We start from the raw sequence: 22,982 nt of genomic DNA on the forward strand, positions 1-22,982 counted from the left end.
ATCTCTACATGACTTGAGCGATTTATCGCCCGTTATTGCGCTCGGCATTGCGGATCGAAATCTGCGTATTCAACGTCCAGAAGTCATACAGCACCCCGATCAGGAACAACCCGCCGGTCAGCAGGTAGATCAGGCCGGTGATCCACTTGCCTTGGTACATGCGGTGCAAACCGAACACACCCAGGAACGCCAGCAGTATCCAGGCCACGTTGTATTCGATGGGGCCGGCGGTAAAACGCAGGTCCGCTTCACGGTCCATGGCCGGGATCAGGAACAAGTCGATCAGCCAACCGATGCCGAAAAGACCCAAGGTAAAAAACCAGATTGTCCCGGTCACCGGCTTGCCGTAATAGAAGCGGTGCGCCCCGGTAAAACCGAAAATCCACAGCAGGTAACCGATCACTTTGCTGTGGGTGTCTTGCTGCATCACATCCTGTCGATAGGTGTTCATGGAGTACCTCTTTAGCCTCGATAGATAAATTTTTTCATTTTCTTTGTGACTTTTTTACGGGCGCCCGACGCACGGCAAATGGTATCTTCCTTCCCGCAAAGCCTTATGCCACCTGACCTCTGTAGGACAATAGCGGCAATTCGTCGCGTTTTTCCTGAATTTGACCCCAGGGTTCAGTCGACAAACGGCCTGAGAACGACACAAAAAGCTGTTATAAAGTTGCGCGCAAACCTAAAAGAGCCACGCCTAATGCGACCATTTTTCAAGACATGGCTAACCATTTGCCTATTAATGCCACTGGCCGCCCACGCCACCAATCGTGAGCAACGACTTCCTAACGTTAACGGTTTCACCCCTAAAGTTCACAGCACGCCAAGCACCGCCAAATCGGTAAAGCTGACCGTCAACCGCCCTACTCAACTGAGCAAGGCCCACAACGGTAAAGCAACCGCCGGCCTGATGGCAGTCAACACCAAACAAAGCAGCAACGTCTTGAGCCGCGCCGTTAATGTGCTCGGTACTCCTTATCGTTGGGGCGGCAGCAGCCCAAGTAAAGGGTTCGACTGCAGCGGTTTGGTGAAATATGCATTTAACGACGTCAAAGCGGTGGATTTGCCACGCACCTCCAACGCCATGGCCGCCGGCCACGGGCTGAAGGTTGATCGCAAAGACCTGAAGCCGGGCGACCTGTTGTTCTTCAAGCTGAAGAGCCGCCAGGTTAACCATGTTGCCATTTACCTGGGCAACGACCGCTTTATCCACGCGCCGCGTCGTGGCAAGTCGGTAAGTATCGACACGCTGAAAAAGCCGTTCTGGGACAAGAACTACGTGATTGCCAAGCGGGTGCTGCCGAAAGAGCAGAACAGCAACTTGCGGGTTGTGCAGCGCTGATCTCTAGCTGAAATGCAGTAAACAATTTGGGAGCGGGCTTGTTGTGGCGAGGGAGCTTGCTCCCGCTGGAGTGCGAAGCGCTCCCAAAATCTTGGGGCCGCTTCGCAGCCCAGCGGGAGCAAGCTCCCTCGCCACAAAGCCAGCTCCCACAGTGATCTCAGTGTTCGCTAGATATCTGCTGGCACCTTCGCCTGCCCCCGTGCCGCCTCCTGGCTGATCAGCCCCTCGCTGACCAACGCCTTCAAGCTCATGTCCAACGTTTTCATCCCCAACGCCCCACCGGTCTGGATCGCCGAGACCATCTGCGCCACTTTGTCTTCGCGGATCAGGTTACGAATGGCCGGTGTACCCAGCATGATCTCGTGAGCCGCCACCCGACCGCCGCCGACCCTCTTCACCAGCACTTGCGACACCACCGCCTGCAACGATTCCGAGAGCATCGAGCGCACCATGGCCTTTTCCGCTGCCGGGAACACATCGACCAGCCGACCCACGGTCTTTGCCGCCGACGTCGTGTGCAGCGTGCCAAATACCAGGTGCCCGGTCTCAGCAGCCGTGAGCGCCAGGCGGATGGTTTCCAGGTCGCGCAACTCGCCCACCAGGATCACATCCGGGTCTTCGCGCAGGGCCGAACGCAGCGCCGCCGAAAAGCTGTGGGTATCTCGGTGTACCTGGCGCTGGTTGATCAGGGCCATTTTCGGCCTGTGGATAAACTCGATAGGGTCTTCCAGAGTGAGGATGTGCTGGCGCCGGTGCCCATTGAGGTAATCGATCATCGCTGCCAGCGTCGTGGACTTGCCGGACCCGGTCGGCCCGGTCACCAGCACCAGGCCGCGCGGCAGTTGCGCGATACGCCGGAACACCTCGCCCAGCCCGAGGCCTTCCAGGCTCTGCACCTCGGCGGGGATGGTGCGAAACACCGCGCCCATGCCGCGATCCTGCTGAAACACATTCACCCGGAACCGCGCCACACTCGGCAGCTCGAAGGCAAAATCCGTTTCAAGAGATGTTTCGAAATCCTTTTGTTGGTGCTGGTTGAGCAAAGGGCTGAGCATGTCCGCAACTTGCGTAGGCGAAAGCGTCGGGCCATCCAGCGGCCAGACCTCGCCATCAACACGCAGCATCGGTGCCAGGCCGGCCGACAAATGCAGGTCGGAGGCGCCGCGGCGCACGCTGGCCGTCAGCAGTTCAGTGATATCCATAGGGCTTTCCATTTCCAGTAGAATGCCGCGGACTCCATATCCACGGGTGCATCTTGAATGTCGACGATAGCAGACAACATTGGCCAGGTTAGCGAGCGGATCCGCGCCGCGGCCCACGCCGTGCAACGTGACGAAAGCAGCATCCACCTGCTGGCCGTGAGCAAGACCAAACCCGCACACGCCGTGCGCGAAGCCTATGCCGGCGGAATGCGCGACTTTGGCGAGAACTACCTGCAAGAAGCCTTGGGCAAACAGGCCGAATTAACCGACCTGCCCTTGAGTTGGCACTTCATCGGCCCCATTCAATCGAACAAGACTCGTGCGATCGCCGAGAACTTCGCTTGGGTACATTCCGTGGACCGTTTGAAAATCGCTCAACGCCTGTCCGAACAGCGCCCGGCCGACCTGGCGCCGCTGAACATCTGCATCCAGGTCAACGTCAGTGGCGAAGCCAGCAAGTCCGGCTGTACACCCGCCGACCTGCCGGCCCTGGCCAATGCGATCAGCGCCCTGCCGCGCCTGAAGCTGCGCGGTTTGATGGCGATCCCCGAGCCGACTGAAGACCGAGCCGCACAAGACGCAGCGTTCGCCACGGTACGCGAGCTGCAAGCCAGCTTGAACCTGGGGCTCGATACACTTTCCATGGGCATGAGCCACGACCTTGAGTCGGCCATTGCCCAAGGCGCCACCTGGGTGCGGATCGGCACCGCACTGTTTGGCGCCCGCGACTACGGCCAGCCGTGAAATGGCTGCCTTTCCTCTGAATAAGGACCTGTCATGAGCAACACGCGTATTGCCTTTATCGGCGCCGGTAACATGGCGGCCAGCCTGATCGGTGGCCTGCGGGCCAAAGGCCTCGAAGCCACACAGATCCGCGCCAGCGACCCAGGCGCCGACACCCGCGCTCGCGTCAGCACCGAGCACGGTATTGAAACCTTCGCCGACAACGCCGAGGCCATCCAAGGCGTTGACGTGATCGTGCTGGCGGTCAAGCCGCAGGCCATGAAAGCCGTGTGCGAGAGCCTGCGCCCAAGCCTGCAGCCGCACCAACTGGTCGTGTCGATTGCCGCCGGGATCACCTGCGCCAGCATGAACAACTGGCTCGGTGCCCAGCCCATCGTGCGCTGCATGCCTAACACCCCGGCGCTGCTGCGCCAGGGTGTGAGCGGCTTGTACGCCACGTCCGAAGTGAGCGCAGAACAGCGTGACCAGGCCCAGGAGCTGCTGTCCGCCGTGGGCATCGCCGTGTGGCTGGAACAGGAACAGCAACTGGACGCGGTCACCGCCGTGTCGGGCAGCGGCCCGGCTTACTTCTTCCTGCTGATTGAAGCCATGACTGTCGCTGGCGTGAAGCTTGGGTTGCCACACGACGTTGCAGAGCAACTGGCCGAGCAAACCGCGCTGGGCGCTGCGAAGATGGCCGTGGGCAGCGACGTGGACGCCGCCGAACTGCGCCGCCGCGTGACCTCGCCGGGCGGCACCACGCAGGCGGCCATCGAATCGTTCCAGGCCGGGGGCTTTGAAGCCCTGGTGGAAAAAGCACTGGGCGCCGCGGCGCATCGTTCGGCTGAAATGGCCGAGCAGCTGGGCAAATAGTCGTCCCCTACATGCAACTGGGTTAGATAGGAATAAAACATGCTCGGAATCAATGACGCTGCCATTTTCATCATCCAGACCCTGGGCAGCCTGTACCTGCTGATCGTGCTGATGCGTTTTATCCTGCAACTGGTGCGGGCGAACTTCTACAACCCGCTCTGCCAGTTCGTGGTGAAGGCCACCCAACCGCTGCTCAAGCCGCTGCGCCGGGTTATCCCGAGCCTGTTCGGGCTGGACATGTCTTCGCTGGTGCTGGCGCTGCTGCTGCAGATCTTGCTGTTTGTGGTGATCCTGATGCTCAACGGCTATCAGGCTTTCACCCCGCTGCTGTTGCCCTGGGGCCTGATCGGTATCTTCTCGCTGTTTTTGAAGATCATCTTCTGGTCGATGATCATCAGCGTGATCCTCTCGTGGGTCGCACCGGGCAGCCGCAGCCCTGGCGCTGAGCTGGTCAGCCAGATCACCGAGCCGGTGCTGGCGCCGTTCCGTCGCTTGATCCCCAACCTGGGCGGCCTGGATATCTCGCCGATCTTCGCGTTCATCGCGATCCAGCTGCTGCAAAGCTGGGTGATCCCGCGCCTGGCCTACTACGCGTTCATGCCTAAAGAACTATTCGGCCTGATTTGAAACGCGGATAAGTGTGGGAGCGGGCTTGCTCGCGAATGCAGTCGATCAGTCGATATTTTTGCTGACTGACACACCGCATTCGCGAGCAAGCCCGCTCCCACATTTTGTATCCGCGTACTGAATTGACTCCGTGCAGGCCTTTGCTTGCCGCTGGGGGCCCCGCTCTTTAGACTTACGCCTCATTTAAACGAGAGCAGGGTCGATGCCAACTGCCTTCCCCCCCGATTCTGTTGGACTGGTCGTGCCCCAAGTGGCGCACTTCAGCGAACCGCTGGCCCTGGCCTGCGGCCGTTCGCTGCCTGCCTATGACCTGATCTATGAAACCTACGGCCAGTTGAACGCTACGGCGAGCAACGCCGTGCTGATCTGTCACGCCTTGTCCGGCCACCATCACGCCGCCGGTTTCCACAGCGTCGATGAGCGCAAGCCCGGCTGGTGGGACAGCTGCATCGGCCCGGGCAAGCCCATCGACACCAATAAGTTCTTTGTGGTCAGCCTGAACAACCTCGGTGGCTGCAACGGCTCCACCGGCCCGAGCAGCCTGAACCCGGAAACCGGCAAGCCGTTCGGCGCGGATTTCCCGGTGCTGACCGTGGAAGACTGGGTGCACAGCCAGGCCCATCTCGCCGACCTGCTGGGCATCCAGCAATGGGCCGCCGTCATCGGCGGCAGCCTCGGCGGCATGCAAGCGTTGCAATGGACCATCACCTACCCAGACCGCGTACGCCATTGCCTGGCCATCGCCTCGGCACCCAAGCTGTCGGCACAGAACATTGCCTTCAACGAAGTGGCGCGCCAGGCGATCCTCACCGACCCCGAGTTCCACGGTGGTTCGTTCCAGGAAGCGGGTGTAATCCCCAAGCGCGGCTTGATGCTGGCACGGATGGTCGGGCACATCACGTACTTGTCCGACGACTCCATGGGCGAAAAATTCGGCCGTGGCCTCAAGAGCGAAAAGCTCAACTACGACTTCCACAGCGTCGAGTTCCAGGTAGAAAGCTACCTGCGTTATCAGGGCGAAGAGTTTTCCGGGCGTTTCGATGCCAACACCTACCTGTTGATGACCAAGGCACTGGACTACTTCGACCCGGCCGCGAACTACAACGACGACCTGGCAAAAACCTTCGAGGGCGCCACGGCCAAGTTCTGCGTGATGTCGTTCACCACCGACTGGCGCTTCTCGCCGGCCCGCTCCCGTGAGCTGGTGGACGCCTTGATGGCTGCCAAGAAAGACGTCTGCTACCTGGAGATCGATGCTCCGCAAGGCCATGATGCCTTCCTGATTCCGATCCCGCGTTACCTGCAGGCTTTCAGCAATTACATGAATCGCATTACTTTGTGAGAACGCCATGAGAGCCGACCTGGAAATCATCCAAGACTGGATCCCCGCCGGCAGCCGCGTGCTCGACCTTGGCTGCGGTGATGGCGAACTGCTGAGCTGGCTGCGGGACAACAAGCAAGTCACCGGCTATGGCCTGGAAAACGACCCGGACAACATCGCCCAGTGTGTTGCCAAAGGCATCAACGTGATCGAGCAGGACCTGGACAAGGGCCTGGGCAACTTTGCCAGCAACAGCTTCGACATCGTGGTGATGACCCAGGCCCTGCAAGCGGTGCACTACCCGGACCGCATCCTCGACGAAATGCTGCGCGTGGGTCGCCAGTGCATCATCACCTTCCCCAACTTCGGCCACTGGCGCTGCCGCTGGTACTTGGCCACCAAGGGCCGCATGCCGGTGTCGGATTTCCTGCCGTACACGTGGTACAACACGCCGAACATCCACTTCTGCACCTTCGAAGACTTCGAAGCCTTGTGCGGCGAGCGTGAAGCCAAGGTGATCAACCGCCTTGCCGTCGATCAACAACACCGCCACGGCTGGGCGAGTAAGCTATGGCCCAACCTGTTGGGCGAAATCGGCATCTACCGGGTCAGCAGTCCTGGCCTGACGGATCACCAGATTGCCGTCTAATCATCTTCAAGAGGGACGATCATGAGTCGTTTGGCTGTATTTCTACTCACCGCATGCCTGGGCGCCAGCGCCATGGCGGCGGACGCTATCGACGGTAATCGCCAGAAAGAATTCGGCGATATCACGGTGCATTACAACACTTTCACCTCCAGCTTCCTGCAACCCGAAACGGCCCAGGACGTGGGTGTGGTGCGCAGCAAGAACAAGGGCTTGATCAATGTGACCGTGGTCAAGGGCGTGACCCCCGTGGCGGCGCAAGTGACCGGCACCATCAAGGATCTGAGCGGCAAGACTGAGATCCTGACGTTCAAGCAGATCACCGAGAAAGGCGGAATCAATTACCTGGCGCCTTACTCCGTGCCGCAGCGGGAATACAAGACGTTTACCATCAACGTTGAAACCGGCGGCAAAGCCCATAGCTTCCAATTCAACCAAGAACTGTTTCCGGCCGAATAATGAACCTCACCCAACTCGTACTGGCCAGCCATAACGCCGGCAAACTCAAAGAGCTCCAGGCGATGCTCGGTGACTCCGTGCAACTGCGCTCGATCGGCGAGTTCAGCCAGGTCGAGCCGGAAGAAACCGGCCTGTCGTTCGTCGAGAACGCCATCCTCAAGGCGCGCAATGCCGCGCGCATTTCCGGCCTGCCTGCATTGGCGGATGACTCGGGCCTGGCCGTGGATTTCCTCGGCGGCGCCCCTGGCATCTACTCGGCGCGGTATGCCGACGGCAAGGGCGATGCGGCCAACAACGCCAAGCTGCTCGACGCCCTCAAGGACGTGCCGGATGTGCAGCGTGGCGCGCAGTTCGTCTGCGTGCTCGCGCTGGTAAGGCATGCCGACGACCCGCTGCCGATTCTCTGCGAAGGCCTGTGGCACGGGCGCATCCTGCAGGCGGCCAGCGGCGAGCATGGTTTTGGCTATGACCCGCTGTTCTGGGTGCCGGAGCGCGATGTCTCCAGCGCCGAACTAAGCCCGGCCGATAAAAACCAGATCAGCCACCGCGCCCGCGCAATGGATTTGCTGCGCCAACGCCTGAGCCTGAAATGACCCAGAACACCTCCGCGCAGCCGCTGATCCACGGCGGCGCGCAAACACCTCGGGCGGCCCTGCCCCTCTTGCCGCCTTTGGCGCTGTACATCCACATCCCGTGGTGTGTGCGCAAATGCCCTTATTGCGACTTCAACTCCCACACCGCGAGCAAGGTGCTGCCGGAAGAGGAGTATGTGGACGCGTTGCTGGCCGACCTTGATCAAGACCTGCACGCGGTTTACGGCCGTGAGCTCAGCTCGATCTTCTTCGGCGGCGGCACACCGAGCCTGTTCAGCGCCGCCGCGCTGGGTCGTTTGCTCAAGGGTGTGGAAGCGCGCATCCCGTTTGCCGGCGACATCGAGATCACCCTGGAAGCCAACCCCGGGACCTTCGAACAAGAGAAGTTCGTGGCCTACCGCAAGCTGGGGATCAATCGCCTGTCCATCGGCATCCAGAGTTTCCAGCAGCAAAAGCTTGAGGCGTTGGGCCGCATCCACAACGGCGACGAAGCCACACGCGCAGCTGGCATGGCGCGCCAGGCCGGGTTCAATAACTTCAACCTGGACCTGATGCACGGCTTGCCCGATCAGTCCCTGGACGATGCCCTGAGCGACTTGCGCCAGGCTATCGCACTGAAGCCTACTCACCTGTCCTGGTATCAACTGACGCTAGAACCCAACACCGTGTTCTGGAACCAGCCGCCCGCGCTACCCGAAGACGACACGCTGTGGGACATTCAGGAAGCCGGCCAGGCGCTGCTGGCCGAACACGGTTATGCGCAATATGAAGTGTCGGCCTACGCCCAACCGGGCCGCCCGGCGCGGCATAACCTGAATTACTGGAGTTTTGGCGATTTTATCGGTATCGGCGCCGGCGCCCACGGCAAGCTCAGCCACCCGGACGGGCGCATCGTGCGCACCTGGAAGACACGGGCACCGAAGGACTACCTGAACCCGGCCAAAAACTTCCAGGCCGGGGCAAAAGAACTGACCAACGAAGAACTGCCATTCGAGTTCCTGATGAACGCGTTGCGCCTCACCGAAGGCGTCGATGCCAAGCTCTATGCCGAGCGCACCGGCCTCGACCTGGCGAGCCTGGATGAAGGCCGCCGTGAGGCAGAACAAAGTGGCTTAATGCAGGTCGAACCGTCACGCCTGGCGGCCACCGACCGCGGGCAACTCTTTCTCAATGACCTGTTGCAGACGTTTTTGAGCTGATCGCTCTTAAGGAAATCGAATGGATTTGGTACTCGACCTGCTCGCCACCGTATCCCGCTGGAGCCGTAGCAACCTGTCGGAAATCTCCCTGGCTCTTGTCGGCTGCTTGCTGGTGCTGTTCGGCGCCGATATCAAAGGCTGGGTTGAAGCCCGCCTGGGCAGCATCGCCGGCGCACTGCGCGTACCGTTGATGGCATTGGTGTGCATGATCGGCAGCGGCGCGGCATTGATCTACGCCACGCCGTGGATTGTGCGGGGCTTGAGCCAGTTCAATAACTACAGCTTGGCGCCCGTGTTGGTGGTGGTGCTGGTGCTGATTGGCGTTGTGGCAGACCGCCGCTGATTTAAAGCCCAACACAAAACAAACTGTGGGAGCGGGCTTGCTCGCGAATGCGGAGTGTCAGTCAACCTCTTAGGTGACTGAACCAGCGCATTCGCGAGCAAGCCCGCTCCCACATTTTTTACCGCATTTCAAGCAAGTGGCCAGTTAAGCCAGCTTCTCGAACTTCAAATCCCACACCCCATGCCCCAACCGCTCGCCACGGCGCTCGAACTTGGTGATCGGGCGCTCAGCCGGGCGTGGCACGCATTTGCCGTCTTCGGCCAGGTTGCGGTAGCCAGGGGCGACATCCATCACTTCCAGCATGTATTCGGCATACGGCTCCCAGTCGGTGGCCATGTGCAGGATGCCGCCGACTTTGAGTTTGCTGCGCACCAGTTCCGCGAAGGATGCCTGGACGATGCGGCGCTTGTGGTGACGGGATTTGTGCCATGGGTCCGGGAAGAACAGCATCAGGCGGTCGAGGCTGTTGTCGGCGATGCAGCGGTTGAGCACTTCAATCGCGTCGCAGTCATAGACCCGCAGGTTAGTCAGGCCTTGGGTCAGCACGCCGTTGAGCAGCGCGCCGACACCTGGGCGGTGCACTTCCACACCGATGAAGTCCTGCTCCGGCGCGGCCGCAGCCATTTCCAGCAGGGAGTGGCCCATGCCGAAACCGATTTCCAGCGAGCGCGGGGCCGAACGGCCGAACACCTGGTCATAGTCCACCGGCGCGTCGGCCAGCGGCAACACGAACAGCGGCGTACCTTGCTCCAGGCCCTTTTGCTGGCCTTCGGTCATGCGGCCGGCGCGCATCACAAAACTCTTGATGCGGCGGTGCTTGGACTCGTCGCCTTCTTCCACGGTGTTCGGCGTTTCGTTTGATTCAGTCATCAATGGCTCTTACTTGATCAGACCATCCAGCGGCGAAGAGGCGCTGGCGTACAGTTTTTTTGGCATGCGGCCGGCGAGATAGGCCAGGCGGCCCGCAACGATGGCGTGGTTCATGGCTTCGGCCATCATGATCGGTTGCTGGGCATGGGCGATAGCCGAGTTCATCAGCACCGCATCGCAACCCAACTCCATGGCGATAGTGGCGTCGGACGCAGTACCGACGCCGGCATCCACCAGCACAGGAATCTTGGCTTCTTCGAGGATGATCTGCAGGTTATACGGATTGCAGATACCCAGGCCGGAACCGATCAGGCCGGCCAGTGGCATCACCGCAATGCAGCCGATTTGCGCCAATTGGCGGGCAATGATCGGGTCATCACTGGTGTAGACCATCACGTCGAAGCCTTCCTTGACCAGCGTTTCGGCGGCCTTCAGGGTTTCGATCACGTTGGGGAACAGCGTCTTTTGGTCGGCCAGCACTTCCAGCTTCACCAGGTTGTGGCCGTCGAGCAGCTCACGGGCCAGGCGGCAGGTGCGCACGGCTTCGATGGCGTCGTAGCAACCGGCGGTGTTCGGCAAGAAGGTGTAACGGTCCGGCGACAGCACTTCGAGCAGGTTCGGCTCGCCTTCGATCTGGCCGAGGTTGGTGCGGCGCACGGCGAACGTGACGATCTCGGCGCCCGAGGCTTCGATGGCCAGGCGGGTTTCTTCCATGTCGCGGTACTTGCCGGTGCCGACCAGCAGACGGGACTGGTAGGTGCGACCGGCCAGGACGAAGGGCTTGTCGCTACGAACGATGCTCATGGGAAATCCTCGAAATGGGGTGAGGTTCTGCAGAATCCGGGGCGGCGCAGTTGCGCGCCGGGCGACTAACCGCCGCCGATGGCGTGGACCACTTCGACCTGGTCACCTTCGGTGAGCGCGGTCTGGGCGTGCTGGCTACGCGGGACGATATCCAGGTTGAGCTCCACTGCGACACGACGCCCGGTCAAATCCAGACGGGTCAGCAGGGCCGCAACGGTTTCACCGTCGGGCAGTTCAAAGGATTCGCCGTTCAACTGAATGCGCATGCCACGGGCCGCCATCGTTTTTAGGGGCCAGCATTCTAGCCCGATTGGCGTTGCTGGCCCAAGTCCCTCGGTCAGATCGCCTGCAAGCGCCACGCCGCCAAGCCGAGGAAGAACCAGCCGAGCAGAAAGGCCAGCCCGCCAAAGGGCGTGATAATGCCGAGCTTGCTGATGCCGGTCAGGGTCAGCGCATACAAGCTGCCGGAGAACAGCAGGATACCGACGGTAAATGAAATGCCCGCCCAGCTGATCAGGCGGCCAGGGATATGCGCCGCCAGCAACGCCACACCAAACAGCGCCAGGGCGTGCACCAACTGGTAGGTCACGCCGGTATGAAAGATCGCCAGGTACTCGGCGCTCAGGCGGTTTTTCAGGCCGTGAGCGGCGAAAGCACCAAGGGCGACGCCGGTGAAGCCGAAAAAGGCAGCCAGCATCAGAAAGCTACGCAGCATGAGGAACTCCAGTCAGACTCAAAGGGCCGGGTCTGTATAATGGCCCGCTCAACGGGTTCGGCCAAGCCATCTCTATGCTGCGTCTCCTCTTCAAGCGTTTTCTCAAAGTCGTGAAATGGTTTGCCATCGGCAGTGTGCTGCTGGTGCTGCTGTTTCGTGTCGTCCCGCCACCGTTCACTGCGTTGATGGTGGAGCGCAAGGTTGAATCCTGGGTCGACGGCGAGCCGATTGACCTGCAGCGCACGTGGGTGGCGTGGGACGAGATCGCAGACGACCTGAAAGTGGCGGTGATGGCCGGTGAAGATCAGCGCTTCCCGCAGCACTGGGGCTTTGATTTTGGCGCGATTCAGGCGGCGTTGCTGCACAACGAGCGCGGCGGTTCGATTCGCGGCGCCAGTACCTTGAGCCAACAAGTGTCGAAGAACCTGTTCCTGTGGACCGGCCGCAGTTACTTGCGCAAAGGCCTGGAGGCCTGGTTCACCGGGTTGATCGAGATACTTTGGCCCAAGCAGCGGATTCTTGAGGTGTACCTCAACAGCGTGGAATGGGATGAAGGTGTGTTTGGCGCCGAAGCGGCGGCGCGGCATCACTTTGGGGTCAGTGCCAAGGCGCTTTCGCGCCAGCAGGCCAGCTACTTGGCCGCAGTGTTGCCGAACCCACGGGTGTGGAGTGCCAGCCATCCGACGGCGTATGTGGCGCGTAGGGCGGCGTGGATTCGTCAGCAGATGAGCCAGTTGGGTGGGGATGGTTACTTGGTGGAGCTGAACAACTCACGCAAGGCTCCGTGGGCTGACTGACACAACATAGAAACAAATGTGGGAGCGGGCTTGCTCGCGAAAGCGGTGTTTCAGTCAACATTTCCGGTGACTGACACTCCGTTTTCGCGAGCAAGCCCGCTCCCACATTCGATCGCGTTGTTTTCGAACTCTGCGTTTTAGGCGGCGATCGACAACTTCAGCTTGTTCATCGCGCTTTTCTCAAGCTGACGAATCCGCTCGGCCGACACGTTGTACTTCTGCGCCAGGTCGTGCAGCGTGGCTTTTTCTTCTGCCAGCCAGCGCTGGTAGAGGATGTCACGGCTGCGGTCGTCCAGCACTTCAAGCGCTTCGTGCAGGTTGTGGTTGGAATTATCGCTCCAGTCAGCGTCTTCCAGTTGACGGGCCGGGTCGTACCGGTGGTCTTCCAGGTAGTTGGCTGGCGATTGGAAGGCGCTGTCGTCGTCCGCTTCGGCGGCCGGGTCAAAGGCCATGTCATGGCCGGTCAGGCGGCTTTCCATCTCGCGCACTTCACGCGGCTCCACACCGAGGCTTTCGGCCACACGGTGGACTTCCTCGTTGTTCAGCCACGCCAGGCGTTTCTTCTGGCTGCGCAGGTTGAAGAACAGCTTGCGCTGAGCCTTGGTGGTCGCGACTTTCACAATGCGCCAGTTGCGCAGGATGAACTCGTGAATTTCCGCCTTGATCCAGTGCACAGCAAACGACACCAGGCGCACGCCCATCTCAGGGTTAAAGCGCTTTACAGCCTTCATCAGGCCGACGTTGCCTTCCTGAATAAGGTCAGCCTGGGCCAGGCCGTAGCCGCTATAGCTACGGGCGATATGTACGACAAAACGCAGGTGGGCGAGCACCATCTGCCGAGCCGCCCCCAAATCCTGCTCATAATAGAGACTCTCGGCCAGTTCACGCTCCTGCTCCGGCGTCAGCAATGGAATGCTGTTGACCGTGTGCACATAGGCTTCCAGGTTTGCACCCGGGACCAAGGCATAGACAGGTTGCATAGAAGTGGTCATACGAAAAAACCTCCGACTCACATAACTCGTGCAGTTCAGCACTGCGAAAATTGACCGGGAACCGTAGGACAAGTTCCCTAAACCACTGATACGGTCAATACAAACGAAACCACATTAATCTGACATTAACTACTTCGGCGCCAGCTCACGTAAATGACGAGCGACCGCAATCCAAGCACCGATATACCCCAACAATACCGCGCCAAGCAAGAGTGACAAACCATCGGCAACCGGCACGCCGGCCAGGGCGAAATCGCTGCCGTACAAGCCGGCAAGCCCAACCACCGCGTCGTTCAGCCAGTCCAGGCCAAACGCCAGTACGCCCCAGGACAAAATCCCGGCACCGAAGCCATAAAGCGCGCCCATATACAGAAAAGGACGACGCACATAGCTGTCCGTGCCGCCGACCAGTTTAATCACTTCTATCTCGGTGCGACGGTTTTCAATATGAAGACGAATGGTATTACCTATCACCAAAAGTAATGCAGACACCAACAATACTGTCAGGCCGAACACAAAGCGGTCACCCAGCTTGAGAATCGCGGCCAGGCGTTCTACCCAGACTAGATCAAGTTGCGCCTGTTGTACCTTGGGCATCTCTGCGAGTTTTTGTCGCAGGGCTTCAAGTGCGGGCTTGTCGACTTCGTTCGGCGTCACCAACACCACGCCCGGCAGCGGGTTCTGCGGCAACTCCTTGAGCGCCTCGCCCAGGCCCGATTGCTGCTGGAACTCCTCAAGGGCCTGGTCGCGGCTGATGTACTCGGCGTCTGCTACGCCCGGCAGGTTCTTGATGTCATCGCGCAGGCTCTCGCCATCTTTGGCGCTGGCGTCGAGGTTCAGGTACAGGGAAATCTGCGCCGCACGCTGCCAGGAACCGCCCAGGCGCTCGACATTATTAAGCAGCAGCGACAAACCCATGGGCAGGCTCAGCGCTACAGCCATCACCAGGCAAGTGAAAAAGCTGCCGATGGGCTGTTTACCCAGGCGGCGCAGGCTATCGAGCAGGCTCGCGCGGTGGCTTTCGATCCAGGCGCGCAACAGCGTGCTGAAATCCGGGCCGTCGTCTTCGTCGCGTTTTTTCTTCTGCGGTTGCGGGTCGGCGGCTTTGGGCGCCACGCGCTCGGAAACTTTAGGGCTGCGTGTTGCACTCATACGCCAGCCTCCCCGTCACCGATCAGGCGGCCACGTTGCAGGGTCAGCATGCGGTGGCGCATGCGCGCGATCAGCGCCAGGTCGTGGCTGGCGATCAGCACGCTGGTGCCCAGGCGGTTGATGTCTTCGAACACGCCCATGATCTCGGCCGCCAGGCGCGGGTCGAGGTTACCGGTCGGTTCGTCCGCCAGCAGCAAGGCTGGGCGGTGGACGATGGCGCGGGCGATGCCGACGCGCTGTTGCTGGCCGGTGGACAGGTCGCCGGGGTACAGATCGGTTTTATCCGACAGCGCCACGCGCTCCAGGGCCGAATCCACCCGCTTGACGATCTCCGCCTTGGACAGCCCGAGGATCTGCAACGGCAACGCAATGTTATTGAACACCGTGCGATCGAACAGCAACTGGTGGTTCTGGAACACCACGCCGATCTGACGGCGCAGGAACGGAATCTGTGCATTGCTGATGGTGGCCAGGTCCTGGCCTGCCAGCAGCAACTTGCCGGTGGTCGGGCGTTCCATGGCCAACAACAGGCGCAACAAGGTACTTTTGCCCGCGCCCGAGTGACCGGTCACGAACAAGAACTCGCCGCGACGCACTCGAAAGCTCAGCTCATGCAAGCCTACATGGCCATTGGCGTAGCGTTTACCGACCTGTTCGAATCGAATCATGAACGCTCCCGCTCGGCAAAGAGTGCCTGTACAAAGGGTTCGGCTTCAAAGGTGCGCAGGTCGTCGATGCCTTCACCGACGCCGATGTAACGAATCGGCAACCCGAACTGTTTAGCCAGGGCGAAGATCACGCCGCCTTTGGCCGTGCCGTCGAGCTTAGTCAATGCCAGGCCGGTGAGTTGTACCGTCTGGTTGAATTGTTTGGCCTGGCTGATGGCGTTCTGGCCGGTGCCGGCGTCGAGCACCAGCAACACTTCGTGCGGTGCGTCGGCGTCGAGCTTGCTGATCACGCGGCGCACTTTCTTCAACTCTTCCATCAAGTTGTCTTTGGTGTGCAGGCGACCGGCGGTATCGGCGATCAGCACGTCGATATTGCGCGCCTTGGCAGCTTGCACAGCATCGAAGATCACCGAGGCGGAGTCGGCACCGGTGTGCTGGGCGATCACCGGGATCTTGTTACGCTCACCCCAGACCTGCAGCTGCTCCACGGCAGCGGCGCGGAAGGTGTCGCCGGCGGCGAGCATGACTTTCTTGCCTTCCAACTGCAGCTTTTTGGCCAGCTTGCCGATGGTGGTGGTTTTGCCGGCGCCATTGACACCGACAACCAGGATCACAAACGGCTTGTTCGGGGTGATCACCAGCGGCGCTTCCACGGGTTTGAGCATTGCCGCCAGCTCAGCCTGCAGGGACTTGTAGAGGGCGTCGGCGTCGGTCAGCTGTTTACGCGCGACCTTCTGAGTCAGGCTCTGGATGATGACGGCGGTGGCTTCAACGCCCACGTCGGCAGTCAGCAGGCGGGTTTCGATGTCTTCCAGCAGCTCATCATCGATGACTTTCTTACCCAGGAACAGGCTGGCCATGCCTTCGCCGATGCTGGCGCTGGTCTTGCTCAGGCCTTGCTTGAGGCGGGCGAAGAAGCCGGTTTTGCTGGTTTCTGTGGCAGCGGTGACCGGCTCTTGTTCGACAGGCGGCTCGACAACGGCAGGCGCGGCAACGACGACAGGGACAGGTGTCGGCTCAACAACGACCGGCGCCGGCACTTCGACGACCGGCGGCGCTTGGACCACTACTTCCACTGGCTCAACCACAGCCGGAATCGGCGGCGCCATGTGTTCGGCCTGCACATCCTCAACCAACGCCACGGGCTCTTCGGCCACCGGCAGTTCCAGCCACGGCTTGTGCTCTGGCTCTGGCTCAACTTCAGCCACTGGCTGTAACACAGGTTCAGCCATCGGCAAAATCACCGGCGCCGGGGTTTCAGCCACCGGTTCGGCTTCTACTATGGGCTCAGGAATCGGCTCAGGAATCGGCTCAGGCTGAACCTGCGGCTGTTCGACGACGGTTTCCTGCGGCTTTTTGCGCAGCCATCCGAACAGGCCTTTTTTCTCGCCAGCCGCAGCTGGGCTCTTCTTGTCGTCGTTGGAACCAAACATGGAGGACGGCTATCTCAAAGTAGCGATGCGCCAGGGCGCCTCGGTAAATAAATTCGATGCAGAACAGACTGCTTTAACGCTCGCTTGTTCATGCGCAACATTTTGTAAGGCGTAAATAAAGGCCTCAACAAATCGTTTCAATAAAGGACTGAAGCGATAACATCGGCGAAAAACGGAAGATTGTCGGGGAAAAACACCCTGCACCGCCACTTTCCTACGACTGGATCCGGGACATGATTACCGCCATGGTGGCCGTGTCCAAATCGGATCAGTATCCTAGGGCGTGTCATTCCTCATTACCAGTACCGCGTTGTCGCCTAAAAGCTAGCCAGGCAAGGCGCAGGCCGCCGGGAATGTGCTTCCCTTGCCAAGGCCTGCAACGCAGCCTGGCTAGCTTTTAGGCACAACCCGAAGGGCCGGGCCTGCTAGTGTGCAGGGCTGCGTTACTCGGAGCTTATTTGGAAAAACCAAATCGCGCTCCTCGCCCCTTGCCCTGCACACTAGCAGGCTCCGGCGCGGTACTGGTAATGAGGAATGACACGCCCTAACCTCCTCGCCCGCCGACGCTAAGACCAAGCGGGCAGCCCAACAGGTTTAAAAACGAATGAATGCTCTAGCCCGCCGCGCTGCAGGCCTGCTGTTCAGTACAGTTTGTCTGCCCCTTTCAGCTTTGGCTGCCGACCCCCAACCCACCCATGAATTCACCCTGGATAACGGCCTTAAAGTGGTCGTGCGCGAAGATCATCGCGCGCCGGTGGTGGTTTCCCAGGTCTGGTACAAGGTTGGTTCGAGCTACGAAACACCCGGCCAGACCGGTTTGTCCCACGCGTTGGAACACATGATGTTCAAGGGCAGCGCCAAAGTCGGCCCCGGCGAAGCCTCGCTGATCCTGCGCGACCTGGGCGCCGAAGAAAACGCCTTCACCAGCGATGACTACACCGCCTACTACCAAGTGCTGGCCCGTGACCGCCTGGGCGTCGCCTTCGAGCTGGAAGCCGACCGCATGGCCAGCCTGCGCCTGCCGGCCGATGAGTTCAGCCGCGAGATCGAGGTGATCAAGGAAGAGCGCCGCCTGCGCACCGACGATAACCCGATGTCCAAGGCCTACGAGCGTTTCAAGGCCATGGCCTACCCGGCCAGCGGCTACCACACGCCGACCATCGGCTGGATGGCGGACCTGGAGCGCATGAAAGTCGAAGAGCTGCGCCACTGGTATCAATCCTGGTATGTGCCGAACAACGCCACGCTGGTGGTGGTCGGCGACGTGACTCCGGACCAGGTAAAGAACCTGGCCCAGCGTTACTTCGGCCCAATCCCCAAGCGTGACGTGCCCCCCGCGAAAATCCCGCTGGAACTCGCCGAACCCGGCGAACGCCTGCTGACCCTGCACGTGCAGACCCAACTGCCTAGCGTCATCCTCGGTTTCAACGTGCCTGGCTTGGCCACCGCCGAAGATAAGCGCTCGGTACAAGCCCTGCGCCTGCTCTCGGCCTTGCTCGACGGCGGCTACAGCGCGCGTATTTCGGAGCAACTGGAGCGCGGTGAAGAGCTGGTATCCGCCGCCTCCACCAGCTACGACGCCTACACCCGGGGTGACAGCCTGTTCACCCTGACGGCCACGCCGAATCAGCAGAAGAAAAAGACCATTGCCCAAGCCGAAGCCGGCCTGTGGCGCCTGCTGGATGAGTTGAAAGCCAAACCGCCGACCACCGAAGAGCTCGAGCGCATCCGCGCCCAAGTCATTGCCGGCGTGGTTTACCAGCGTGACTCCATCACCAGCCAGGCCACGGCTATCGGCTCCCTGGAAACCGTCGGCCTGTCCTGGAAACTGATGGACACCGAGCTTGCCGACCTGCAAAGCGTAACCCCGGAAGATATCCAGAAAGCCGCACGTACTTATTTCACCCGCGAACGTTTGAGCGTCGCCCATGTTTTGCCTGAGGAGACCGCTCATGAGTGATCGCAAAAGCAGCCGCCTGATCCTGCCCGCCCTGATCGCCGTCACCGTGATCGCTGCCGGCGCCGTGTACTTGTTGCGCCCGAGCGAATCCGTCGCCAGCCAGGCGCTGGATAAAGCTGAATCGGCCAACAAGCTGCAATCCCTGGCGGAACTGGACGGCAAGGCGCCGACCAACCGCAAGCTCGACGTGCAAACCTGGACCACCGCCGAAGGCGCCAAGGTGCTGTTCGTCGAAGCCCATGAGTTGCCGATGTTCGACATGCGCATCCTGTTCGCCGCCGGCAGCAGCCAGGACGGCAACACACCCGGCGTGGCCCTGCTGACCAACGCCATGCTCAACGAAGGTGTGCCGGGCAAAGATGTCAGCCAAATCGCCAGCGGCTTTGAAGGCCTGGGTGCCGACTTCGGCAATGGCGCTTACCGCGACATGGCGCTGGTGTCCCTGCGCAGCCTGAGCGACAGCGACAAACGCGACGCGGCCCTCACCCTGTTTGACGACGTGATCGGCAAGCCGACCTTCCCGGCCGACTCCCTGGCGCGGATCAAGAACCAGATCCTTGCCGGTTTTGAATACCAGAAACAGAACCCGGCCAAGCTGGCCAGCCTTGAGCTGTTCAAGCGCGTGTACGGTGACCACCCTTACGCTCACCCGAGCGAAGGCACGCCAGAGAGCGTTCCGAAGATCACCCTCGCGCAACTGCAGGCGTTCCACGCCAAGGCGTATGCGGCGGGCAACGCGGTGATTGCAGTGGTCGGCGACCTTACTCGCGCCGAGGCCGAGGCTATGACCGCCAAGGTCTCCGCGTCACTGCCTAAAGGCCCGGCCCTGGCGAAAATCGCCCAGCCGACCGAACCGAAGGCTGGCCTGAGCCATATCGAGTTCCCGTCCAAGCAAACGCACTTGCTGTTCGCGCAACTGGGCATCGACCGCGCCGACCCGGACTATGCAGCCTTGTCGCTGGGCAACCAGATCCTCGGCGGCGGCGGCTTCGGCACCCGTTTGATGAGCGAAGTGCGCGAAAAGCGCGGCCTGACCTACGGCGTGTACTCCGGCTTCTCGCCGATGCAGGTACGCGGCCCGTTCATGATCAACCTGCAAACCCGCGCCGAAATGAGCGGCGGCACCCTGCGCCTGGTGGAAGACGTGCTGGCCGACTACCTCAAGACCGGCCCGACGCAAAAGGAACTGGACGACGCCAAGCGTGAGCTGGCCGGCAGCTTCCCGCTGTCCACCGCGAGCAACGCCGATATCGCCGGGCAGCTGGGCGCCATGGGTTTCTACAACCTGCCGCTGAGTTATCTGGAAGATTTCATGAAACAATCCCAGGCCCTGACCGTAGAGCAGGTCAAGGCTGCAATGAATAAACACTTGAGCGCCGACAAGATGGTCATCGTGACCGCCGGCCCGACGATTGCGCAAAAGCCACTACCGCCCCCCACTGATAAACCTGCCGAGCAGCCGCTCGGGGTTCCGGAGCATTAATGGCCAGTTCATCTCGCCCAAAAAAACCTGTCCACAACGTGCATAACGGTGTGGGCCAGCTGCGCATCATTGGCGGCGAATGGGGCAGCCGCAAGCTGAGCTTCCCCGATGTCGTAGGCCTGCGCCCGACGCCGGACCGTGTGCGCGAAACCCTGTTCAACTGGCTCGCGCCGTACATCGGCGGGGCCAAGGTGCTGGACCCGTTTGCCGGCAGTGGCGCGCTGTTCCTGGAGGCGTTGTCCCGTGGCGCGGCCCAGGGCCAGGCGTTGGATGCCAGCAATGTGGCGGTGTCCAGCCTCAAGGAACACCTGGGCACGCTGCGTTGCACCACCGGCCAGGTACAAACCGCCGACGCGCTGCGCTACCTGGAAACCCAGGCGGCCACCGAATACGACGTGGTGTTTCTTGACCCGCCGTTCAACCAGAACCTGTTGCCGACTGTGTGTGCGTTGCTGGAAGAACGCCAATGGCTGGCAGCGGATTCGTGGATCTACACTGAAAGCGAGACCGCACCGTCTACGCTCGGCCTGCCGGGCAGCTGGCGCCTGCACCGGGAGCAGAAATCCGGTCGGGTGTATTACGCGTTGTGGCATCGGTTGGTCGAAAGCGCTGCTTAATCTTTCAGCCTGACTCCAATTGTGGCGAGGGAGCTTGCTCCCGCTGGGCTGCGAAGCAGCCCCAAAACCTGCAACAGTGTTCTGACTGAATAAGTGCGGTGTTCTTGTTAGGGCTGCTGCGCAGCCCAGCGCGAGCAAGCTCGCTCGCCACAGTGAGTTCGCTTGCTACCGAGAGTGACATGACCCCTTCTTCCGACCTGTTCAAACCCGCCTTCGGTCTCGGCAACCCCCATTTGCAAACGCTGTGGGGGCCGCTGTGGCGCCCCACCACGCATCTCGAACGCCAACGCGAACGCCTGTGGCTGGACGACGGCGACTTCCTCGACCTCGACTGGCATGGCCCCCATGACGCGCAAGCGCCGTTGGTGCTGGTGCTGCATGGGCTGACCGGTTCATCCAACTCGCCCTACGTGGCAGGGCTGCAAAAAGTCCTCGCCGCCCAAGGTTGGGCCAGCGCAGCGTTGAATTGGCGCGGCTGCTCGGGCGAGCCAAACCTCTTGGCGCGCAGTTACCATTCGGGCGCCAGCGAAGACCTCGCGGCGGCGATTGCCCATTTGCGCGCCAAGCGGCCGTTGGCGCCGCTGTATGCCGTGGGTTATTCGCTGGGGGGCAATGTGCTGCTCAAGCACTTGGGGGAAACCGGCATAGCCTGTGGGTTGCAAGGCGCGGCGGCGGTATCGGTGCCGTTTCGGCTGGATCAATGTGCGGACCGTATCGGGCTGGGGTTTTCGCGGGTTTATCAAAAGCACTTTATGCGCGAAATGTTGGCGTATATCCGCGTCAAACAAAGCCGTTTTTTACTGGATGGCCGAGCGGACGGGCTCAAAGCCCTTGAGGCGCTTGGCTCGCTGGAGAAGATGCGCACGTTCTGGGACTTCGACGGGCGGGTGACGGCGCCACTGCACGGCTTCCTCAGCGCCGAGGACTATTACCGTCGTGCCTCGAGCCGATATTACTTGGGTGAAATTCGCACGCCCACGCTGATTATCCAGGCCGCGGATGACCCGTTTGTGTTCGCGCATAGTTTGCCGGAGGCCAGCGAACTGTCGGACTGCACCGAGTTCGAGTTGGTGGCCAAGGGTGGGCACGTGGGGTTTGTTGAGGGTTCGCTCAAGCGCCCTAGTTACTACCTGGAACGCCGAATCCCACAATGGTTACTGACACAACACGGTTAAAACTGTGGGAGCGGGCTTGCTCGCGAAGGCGGTGGTTCAGCCAATGAAGTGTCGACTGACGCTACGCCTTCGCGAGCAAGCCCGCTCCCACAGTTTGATTGGGTTTGCAGGCCAGGCAAATCAGTCGCCCGTCGCAATTCCTCGCGCAGGATCAGTAATCCACTCGCTCCACGACCCCGCATACAGCTTGCCCAACGGGTAACCCGCAAGGCTCAGGGCGAACAGGTTGTGGCACGCTGTCACGCCCGAACCGCAGTACGCCACCAGCTCATCCGGCGAACGGCCCCGCAACTGCGTGGCGAAACGCTGCTTAAGCTGTTCGGCCGGCAGGAAGCGGCCATCACTGCCCAGGTTTTCATTGAACGCCGCACATTGCGCGCCAGGAATATGCCCGGCAATCGGGTCGATGGGCTCCACGTCGCCACGGAAACGCGGCTGGGCGCGGGCATCGATCAAGGTCATGCCCGGTTCGCCCAGGCGTTTTTGCAGGTGTTCGGCGTCCAGCAGCAGGTGATTGTCCGGCGCTCCGACAAACATTCCCGGCTCAACCACTGGCCCATCCAGGCTCAAAGGGAAGCCGGCTGCGTGCCAGGCCTTGAGGCCACCGTCCAGAATAAACACGCCATCACGCTTGCCCAGCCAGGCCAGCAGCCACCAGGCGCGGGCGGCATAGGCAGCGGGGCCGTCGTCATACAGCACGATATCGGTGTCGGCATTGATGCCCCAGGCACGCAATTGCTCAGTGAACGTGTGCGCAACTGGCAATGGGTGCCGGCCGGTCACGCCTTTGGTCACCGGACCGCTGAGGTGGCGTTCCAGGTCAGCGTATTGCGCGCCTTCGATATGCCCTTCGGCATAGCTGCAAAGCCCGTAGTCCGGGTCTTCCAGGGCAAAGCGGCAATCCAGGATTACCAACCTGCCGGCCTTCTGGCGCTCGGCGAGTTGCTGGGGGCTGATCAGTTGGGCAAGCGGCATGACGGACTCCTGT

General features: G+C 60.9%; 26 protein-coding genes. 15 read left to right on the forward strand and 11 right to left on the reverse strand.

Going from position 1 to position 22,982, the window contains the following annotated elements:
• Positions 1-22: 22 nt before the first annotated feature.
• The gene (locus tag ACA065_RS28830; RefSeq protein WP_497692504.1) at positions 23-451 is read right to left on the reverse strand and encodes an NINE protein; all 429 of its coding nucleotides are present in this window, start codon (positions 449-451) and stop codon (positions 23-25) included.
• Positions 452-700: 249 nt separating this feature from the next.
• Between ACA065_RS28830 and ACA065_RS28835 the strand changes: the two genes are divergently transcribed.
• Entirely contained in the window at positions 701-1,342 is a 642-nt protein-coding gene (locus ACA065_RS28835; protein ID WP_497692505.1) for a C40 family peptidase, read from the forward strand.
• Between the two features lie 167 nt (positions 1,343-1,509).
• On the opposite strand, the gene ACA065_RS28840 is transcribed toward ACA065_RS28835, so the two are convergent.
• Complete coding sequence (locus tag ACA065_RS28840) at positions 1,510-2,544, reverse strand: type IV pilus twitching motility protein PilT (protein WP_497692506.1); 1,035 nt, start codon at positions 2,542-2,544, stop codon at positions 1,510-1,512.
• A gap of 57 nt (positions 2,545-2,601) precedes the next feature.
• Between ACA065_RS28840 and ACA065_RS28845 the strand changes: the two genes are divergently transcribed.
• From ACA065_RS28845 to ACA065_RS28885, 9 genes are all read left to right on the forward strand, one after another.
• Positions 2,602-3,288, forward strand: coding sequence for a YggS family pyridoxal phosphate-dependent enzyme (locus tag ACA065_RS28845; protein WP_497692507.1), 687 nt, complete (start codon positions 2,602-2,604; stop codon positions 3,286-3,288).
• Positions 3,289-3,321: 33 nt separating this feature from the next.
• Positions 3,322-4,140: a pyrroline-5-carboxylate reductase gene (gene proC / locus ACA065_RS28850; RefSeq protein WP_497692508.1), complete on the forward strand. Its 819-nt coding sequence runs from the start codon at positions 3,322-3,324 to the stop codon at positions 4,138-4,140.
• Positions 4,141-4,179: 39 nt separating this feature from the next.
• Complete coding sequence (locus ACA065_RS28855; protein WP_497692509.1) at positions 4,180-4,767, forward strand: YggT family protein; 588 nt, start codon at positions 4,180-4,182, stop codon at positions 4,765-4,767.
• A 202-nt stretch (positions 4,768-4,969) separates the two neighbouring features.
• Entirely contained in the window at positions 4,970-6,109 is a 1,140-nt protein-coding gene (metX, locus tag ACA065_RS28860) for a homoserine O-succinyltransferase MetX (protein ID WP_497692510.1), read from the forward strand.
• Between the two features lie 7 nt (positions 6,110-6,116).
• Positions 6,117-6,737 (forward strand): methionine biosynthesis protein MetW, encoded by a 621-nt coding sequence (metW, locus tag ACA065_RS28865; protein ID WP_003213768.1) that lies wholly within the window; start codon positions 6,117-6,119, stop codon positions 6,735-6,737.
• A gap of 21 nt (positions 6,738-6,758) precedes the next feature.
• Positions 6,759-7,193 (forward strand): DUF4426 domain-containing protein, encoded by a 435-nt coding sequence (locus ACA065_RS28870; RefSeq protein WP_497692511.1) that lies wholly within the window; start codon positions 6,759-6,761, stop codon positions 7,191-7,193.
• Positions 7,190-7,786 (forward strand): RdgB/HAM1 family non-canonical purine NTP pyrophosphatase, encoded by a 597-nt coding sequence (gene rdgB, locus ACA065_RS28875; RefSeq protein ID WP_497695433.1) that lies wholly within the window; start codon positions 7,190-7,192, stop codon positions 7,784-7,786. The genes ACA065_RS28870 and rdgB overlap by 4 nt, the downstream gene beginning before the upstream one ends.
• Entirely contained in the window at positions 7,783-8,985 is a 1,203-nt protein-coding gene (gene hemW, locus ACA065_RS28880) for a radical SAM family heme chaperone HemW (protein ID WP_497692512.1), read from the forward strand. The genes rdgB and hemW overlap by 4 nt, the downstream gene beginning before the upstream one ends.
• A 19-nt stretch (positions 8,986-9,004) precedes the next feature.
• Positions 9,005-9,328, forward strand: coding sequence for a DUF3392 domain-containing protein (locus ACA065_RS28885; protein ID WP_016972961.1), 324 nt, complete (start codon positions 9,005-9,007; stop codon positions 9,326-9,328).
• A gap of 144 nt (positions 9,329-9,472) precedes the next feature.
• On the opposite strand, the gene trmB is transcribed toward ACA065_RS28885, so the two are convergent.
• From trmB to ACA065_RS28905, 4 genes are all read right to left on the reverse strand, one after another.
• Positions 9,473-10,198 (reverse strand): tRNA (guanosine(46)-N7)-methyltransferase TrmB, encoded by a 726-nt coding sequence (gene trmB / locus ACA065_RS28890; RefSeq protein ID WP_497692513.1) that lies wholly within the window; start codon positions 10,196-10,198, stop codon positions 9,473-9,475.
• Between the two features lie 9 nt (positions 10,199-10,207).
• Positions 10,208-11,002, reverse strand: a complete 795-nt coding sequence (locus tag ACA065_RS28895) for a thiazole synthase (protein WP_497692514.1) — start codon at positions 11,000-11,002, stop codon at positions 10,208-10,210.
• Positions 11,003-11,067: 65 nt separating this feature from the next.
• Positions 11,068-11,268: a sulfur carrier protein ThiS gene (gene thiS / locus ACA065_RS28900; RefSeq protein ID WP_497692515.1), complete on the reverse strand. Its 201-nt coding sequence runs from the start codon at positions 11,266-11,268 to the stop codon at positions 11,068-11,070.
• 71 nt (positions 11,269-11,339) lie between these two features.
• Positions 11,340-11,717 carry a DUF423 domain-containing protein gene (locus tag ACA065_RS28905; protein WP_497692516.1) on the reverse strand — a complete coding sequence of 126 codons (378 nt, stop codon included), beginning with the start codon at positions 11,715-11,717 and terminating at the stop codon, positions 11,340-11,342.
• Positions 11,718-11,791: 74 nt separating this feature from the next.
• Between ACA065_RS28905 and mtgA the strand changes: the two genes are divergently transcribed.
• On the forward strand, positions 11,792-12,514 hold the full coding sequence (gene mtgA / locus ACA065_RS28910; protein WP_497692517.1) for a monofunctional biosynthetic peptidoglycan transglycosylase: 723 nt from the start codon (positions 11,792-11,794) through the stop codon (positions 12,512-12,514).
• 137 nt (positions 12,515-12,651) lie between these two features.
• On the opposite strand, the gene rpoH is transcribed toward mtgA, so the two are convergent.
• From rpoH to ftsY, 4 genes are all read right to left on the reverse strand, one after another.
• Positions 12,652-13,506, reverse strand: a complete 855-nt coding sequence (rpoH, locus tag ACA065_RS28915; protein ID WP_058413665.1) for an RNA polymerase sigma factor RpoH — start codon at positions 13,504-13,506, stop codon at positions 12,652-12,654.
• Positions 13,507-13,635: 129 nt separating this feature from the next.
• Positions 13,636-14,658 (reverse strand): permease-like cell division protein FtsX, encoded by a 1,023-nt coding sequence (ftsX, locus tag ACA065_RS28920; protein WP_083356291.1) that lies wholly within the window; start codon positions 14,656-14,658, stop codon positions 13,636-13,638.
• Entirely contained in the window at positions 14,655-15,326 is a 672-nt protein-coding gene (ftsE, locus tag ACA065_RS28925) for a cell division ATP-binding protein FtsE (protein ID WP_003213784.1), read from the reverse strand. Before ftsE ends, ftsX begins: the two co-directional genes overlap by 4 nt.
• Positions 15,323-16,759, reverse strand: a complete 1,437-nt coding sequence (gene ftsY / locus ACA065_RS28930) for a signal recognition particle-docking protein FtsY (RefSeq protein ID WP_497692518.1) — start codon at positions 16,757-16,759, stop codon at positions 15,323-15,325. Before ftsY ends, ftsE begins: the two co-directional genes overlap by 4 nt.
• A 604-nt stretch (positions 16,760-17,363) precedes the next feature.
• Between ftsY and ACA065_RS28935 the strand changes: the two genes are divergently transcribed.
• The 4 genes from ACA065_RS28935 (at position 17,364) to ACA065_RS28950 (ending at position 21,994) form a co-directional block, all read left to right on the forward strand.
• Positions 17,364-18,719 carry a M16 family metallopeptidase gene (locus ACA065_RS28935; protein ID WP_497692519.1) on the forward strand — a complete coding sequence of 452 codons (1,356 nt, stop codon included), beginning with the start codon at positions 17,364-17,366 and terminating at the stop codon, positions 18,717-18,719.
• Entirely contained in the window at positions 18,712-20,202 is a 1,491-nt protein-coding gene (locus ACA065_RS28940) for a M16 family metallopeptidase (RefSeq protein WP_497692520.1), read from the forward strand. The genes ACA065_RS28935 and ACA065_RS28940 overlap by 8 nt, the downstream gene beginning before the upstream one ends.
• Positions 20,202-20,819, forward strand: a complete 618-nt coding sequence (gene rsmD, locus ACA065_RS28945) for a 16S rRNA (guanine(966)-N(2))-methyltransferase RsmD (RefSeq protein WP_497692521.1) — start codon at positions 20,202-20,204, stop codon at positions 20,817-20,819. Before ACA065_RS28940 ends, rsmD begins: the two co-directional genes overlap by 1 nt.
• 179 nt (positions 20,820-20,998) lie before the next feature.
• On the forward strand, positions 20,999-21,994 hold the full coding sequence (locus tag ACA065_RS28950; protein WP_497692522.1) for a hydrolase: 996 nt from the start codon (positions 20,999-21,001) through the stop codon (positions 21,992-21,994).
• Positions 21,995-22,114: 120 nt separating this feature from the next.
• On the opposite strand, the gene ACA065_RS28955 is transcribed toward ACA065_RS28950, so the two are convergent.
• A complete protein-coding gene (locus ACA065_RS28955) occupies positions 22,115-22,969 on the reverse strand; it encodes a sulfurtransferase (protein ID WP_497692523.1) in 855 nt (284 codons plus the stop codon).
• Positions 22,970-22,982: the final 13 nt, after the last annotated feature.

It is taken from the genome of Pseudomonas sp. LBUM1640, from assembly GCF_059716225.1.